General features: G+C 51.2%; 2 rRNA genes. Both read right to left on the bottom strand.

The features are described from left to right. A 5S ribosomal RNA gene (gene rrf / locus NN484_RS27455) occupies positions 1-101 on the bottom strand. A 146-nt stretch (positions 102-247) separates the two neighbouring features. Then, positions 248-3139 (bottom strand): 23S ribosomal RNA (locus NN484_RS27175). Positions 3140-3291: the final 152 nt, after the last annotated feature.

The raw sequence follows: 3291 nt of genomic DNA, 5'->3' as shown, positions 1-3291 counted from the left end.
ACTCTCACATGGGGAAACCCCACACTACCATCGGCGATGCATCGTTTCACTTCTGAGTTCGGGATGGGATCAGGTGGTTCCAACGCTCTATGGTCGTCAAGAAATTCTGTGTGCCGACCCGCCTTTCGACGTTTCAGCAAATCGGGTATGCGATAGTTTGTGTGTTTGTCTCGAACTTTCGGTTCGTTTCGTCTTCACACACCGCAATCTGGTGCCTTCTCAGGTCAGCAAATTGCTTGGGTGTTATATGGTCAAGCCTCACGGGCAATTAGTATTGGTTAGCTCAACGCCTCACAGCGCTTACACACCCAACCTATCAACGTCGTAGTCTTCGACGGCCCTTCAGGGAACTCAAGGTTCCAGTGAGATCTCATCTTGAGGCAAGTTTCCCGCTTAGATGCTTTCAGCGGTTATCTTTCCCGAACATAGCTACCCGGCAATGCCACTGGCGTGACAACCGGAACACCAGAGGTTCGTCCACTCCGGTCCTCTCGTACTAGGAGCAGCCCCTCTCAAATCTCAAACGTCCACGGCAGATAGGGACCGAACTGTCTCACGACGTTCTAAACCCAGCTCGCGTACCACTTTAAATGGCGAACAGCCATACCCTTGGGACCGGCTTCAGCCCCAGGATGTGATGAGCCGACATCGAGGTGCCAAACACCGCCGTCGATATGAACTCTTGGGCGGTATCAGCCTGTTATCCCCGGAGTACCTTTTATCCGTTGAGCGATGGCCCTTCCATACAGAACCACCGGATCACTAAGACCTACTTTCGTACCTGCTCGACGTGTCTGTCTCGCAGTCAAGCGCGCTTTTGCCTTTATACTCTACGACCGATTTCCGACCGGTCTGAGCGCACCTTCGTACTCCTCCGTTACTCTTTAGGAGGAGACCGCCCCAGTCAAACTACCCACCATACACTGTCCTCGATCCGGATAACGGACCTGAGTTAGAACCTCAAAGTTGCCAGGGTGGTATTTCAAGGATGGCTCCACGCGAACTGGCGTCCACGCTTCAAAGCCTCCCACCTATCCTACACAAGCAAATTCAAAGTCCAGTGCAAAGCTATAGTAAAGGTTCACGGGGTCTTTCCGTCTAGCCGCGGATACACTGCATCTTCACAGCGATTTCAATTTCACTGAGTCTCGGGTGGAGACAGCGCCGCCATCGTTACGCCATTCGTGCAGGTCGGAACTTACCCGACAAGGAATTTCGCTACCTTAGGACCGTTATAGTTACGGCCGCCGTTTACCGGGGCTTCGATCAAGAGCTTCGCGTTAGCTAACCCCATCAATTAACCTTCCGGCACCGGGCAGGCGTCACACCCTATACGTCCACTTTCGTGTTTGCAGAGTGCTGTGTTTTTAATAAACAGTCGCAGCGGCCTGGTATCTTCGACCGGCATGAGCTTACGGAGCAAGTCCTTCACCCTCACCGGCGCACCTTCTCCCGAAGTTACGGTGCCATTTTGCCTAGTTCCTTCACCCGAGTTCTCTCAAGCGCCTTGGTATTCTCTACCCAACCACCTGTGTCGGTTTGGGGTACGGTTCCTGGTTATCTGAAGCTTAGAAGCTTTTCTTGGAAGCATGGCATCAACCACTTCGTCACCTGAAAGGTAACTCGTCATCAGCTCTCGGCCTTAAGATCCCGGATTTACCTAAGATCTCAGCCTACCACCTTAAACTTGGACAACCAACGCCAAGCTGGCCTAGCCTTCTCCGTCCCTCCATCGCAATAACCAGAAGTACAGGAATATTAACCTGTTTTCCATCGACTACGCTTTTCAGCCTCGCCTTAGGGACCGACTAACCCTGCGTCGATTAACGTTGCGCAGGAAACCTTGGTCTTTCGGCGTGGGTGTTTTTCACACCCATTGTCGTTACTCATGTCAGCATTCGCACTTCTGATACCTCCAGCAAGCTTCTCAACTCACCTTCACAGGCTTACAGAACGCTCCTCTACCGCATCACTTGCGTGATACCCGTAGCTTCGGTGTATGGTTTGAGCCCCGTTACATCTTCCGCGCAGGCCGACTCGACTAGTGAGCTATTACGCTTTCTTTAAAGGGTGGCTGCTTCTAAGCCAACCTCCTAGCTGTCTAAGCCTTCCCACATCGTTTCCCACTTAACCATAACTTTGGGACCTTAGCTGACGGTCTGGGTTGTTTCCCTTTTCACGACGGACGTTAGCACCCGCCGTGTGTCTCCCATGCTCGGCACTTGTAGGTATTCGGAGTTTGCATCGGTTTGGTAAGTCGGGATGACCCCCTAGCCGAAACAGTGCTCTACCCCCTACAGTGATACATGAGGCGCTACCTAAATAGCTTTCGAGGAGAACCAGCTATCTCCGAGCTTGATTAGCCTTTCACTCCGATCCACAGGTCATCCGCTAACTTTTCAACGGTAGTCGGTTCGGTCCTCCAGTCAGTGTTACCTAACCTTCAACCTGCCCATGGATAGATCGCCCGGTTTCGGGTCTATTCCCAGCGACTAGACGCCCTATTAAGACTCGCTTTCGCTACGCCTCCCCTATTCGGTTAAGCTCGCCACTGAAAATAAGTCGCTGACCCATTATACAAAAGGTACGCAGTCACAGAACAAAGTCTGCTCCCACTGCTTGTACGCATACGGTTTCAGGATCTATTTCACTCCCCTCTCCGGGGTTCTTTTCGCCTTTCCCTCACGGTACTAGTTCACTATCGGTCAGTCAGTAGTATTTAGCCTTGGAGGATGGTCCCCCCATATTCAGACAAAGTTTCTCGTGCTCCGTCCTACTCGATTTCATGACTAAGAGACTTTCGCGTACAGGGCTATCACCCACTATGGCCGCACTTTCCAGAGCGTTCCGCTAATCTCAAAGCCACTTAAGGGCTAGTCCCCGTTCGCTCGCCACTACTAAGGGAATCTCGGTTGATTTCTTTTCCTCAGGGTACTTAGATGTTTCAGTTCCCCTGGTTCGCCTCTTGCACCTATGTATTCAGTACAAGATAACCATCTTATGATGGCTGGGTTCCCCCATTCAGACATCTCCGGATCAAAGTCTGTTTGCCGACTCCCCGAAGCTTTTCGCAGGCTACCACGTCTTTCATCGCCTCTGACTGCCAAGGCATCCACCGTATGCGCTTCTTCACTTGACCATATAACCCCAAGCAATCTGGTTATACTGTGAAGACGACATTCGCCGAAAATTCGCGATTAAACTCACAAATTTTACCTTAGCCTGATCCGTTACCAGTGAAAGTAACGTTCAGTCTATCTTTCTATCACATACCCAAATTTTTAAAGAACG

The sequence above is a fragment of the Pseudomonas serboccidentalis genome (genome assembly GCF_028830055.1).
GTDB lineage: Bacteria > Pseudomonadota > Gammaproteobacteria > Pseudomonadales > Pseudomonadaceae > Aquipseudomonas > Aquipseudomonas serboccidentalis.
The sequence above is the reverse complement of the archived record's forward strand: the minus strand, read 5'-3'. Positions and strand labels throughout refer to the sequence as shown.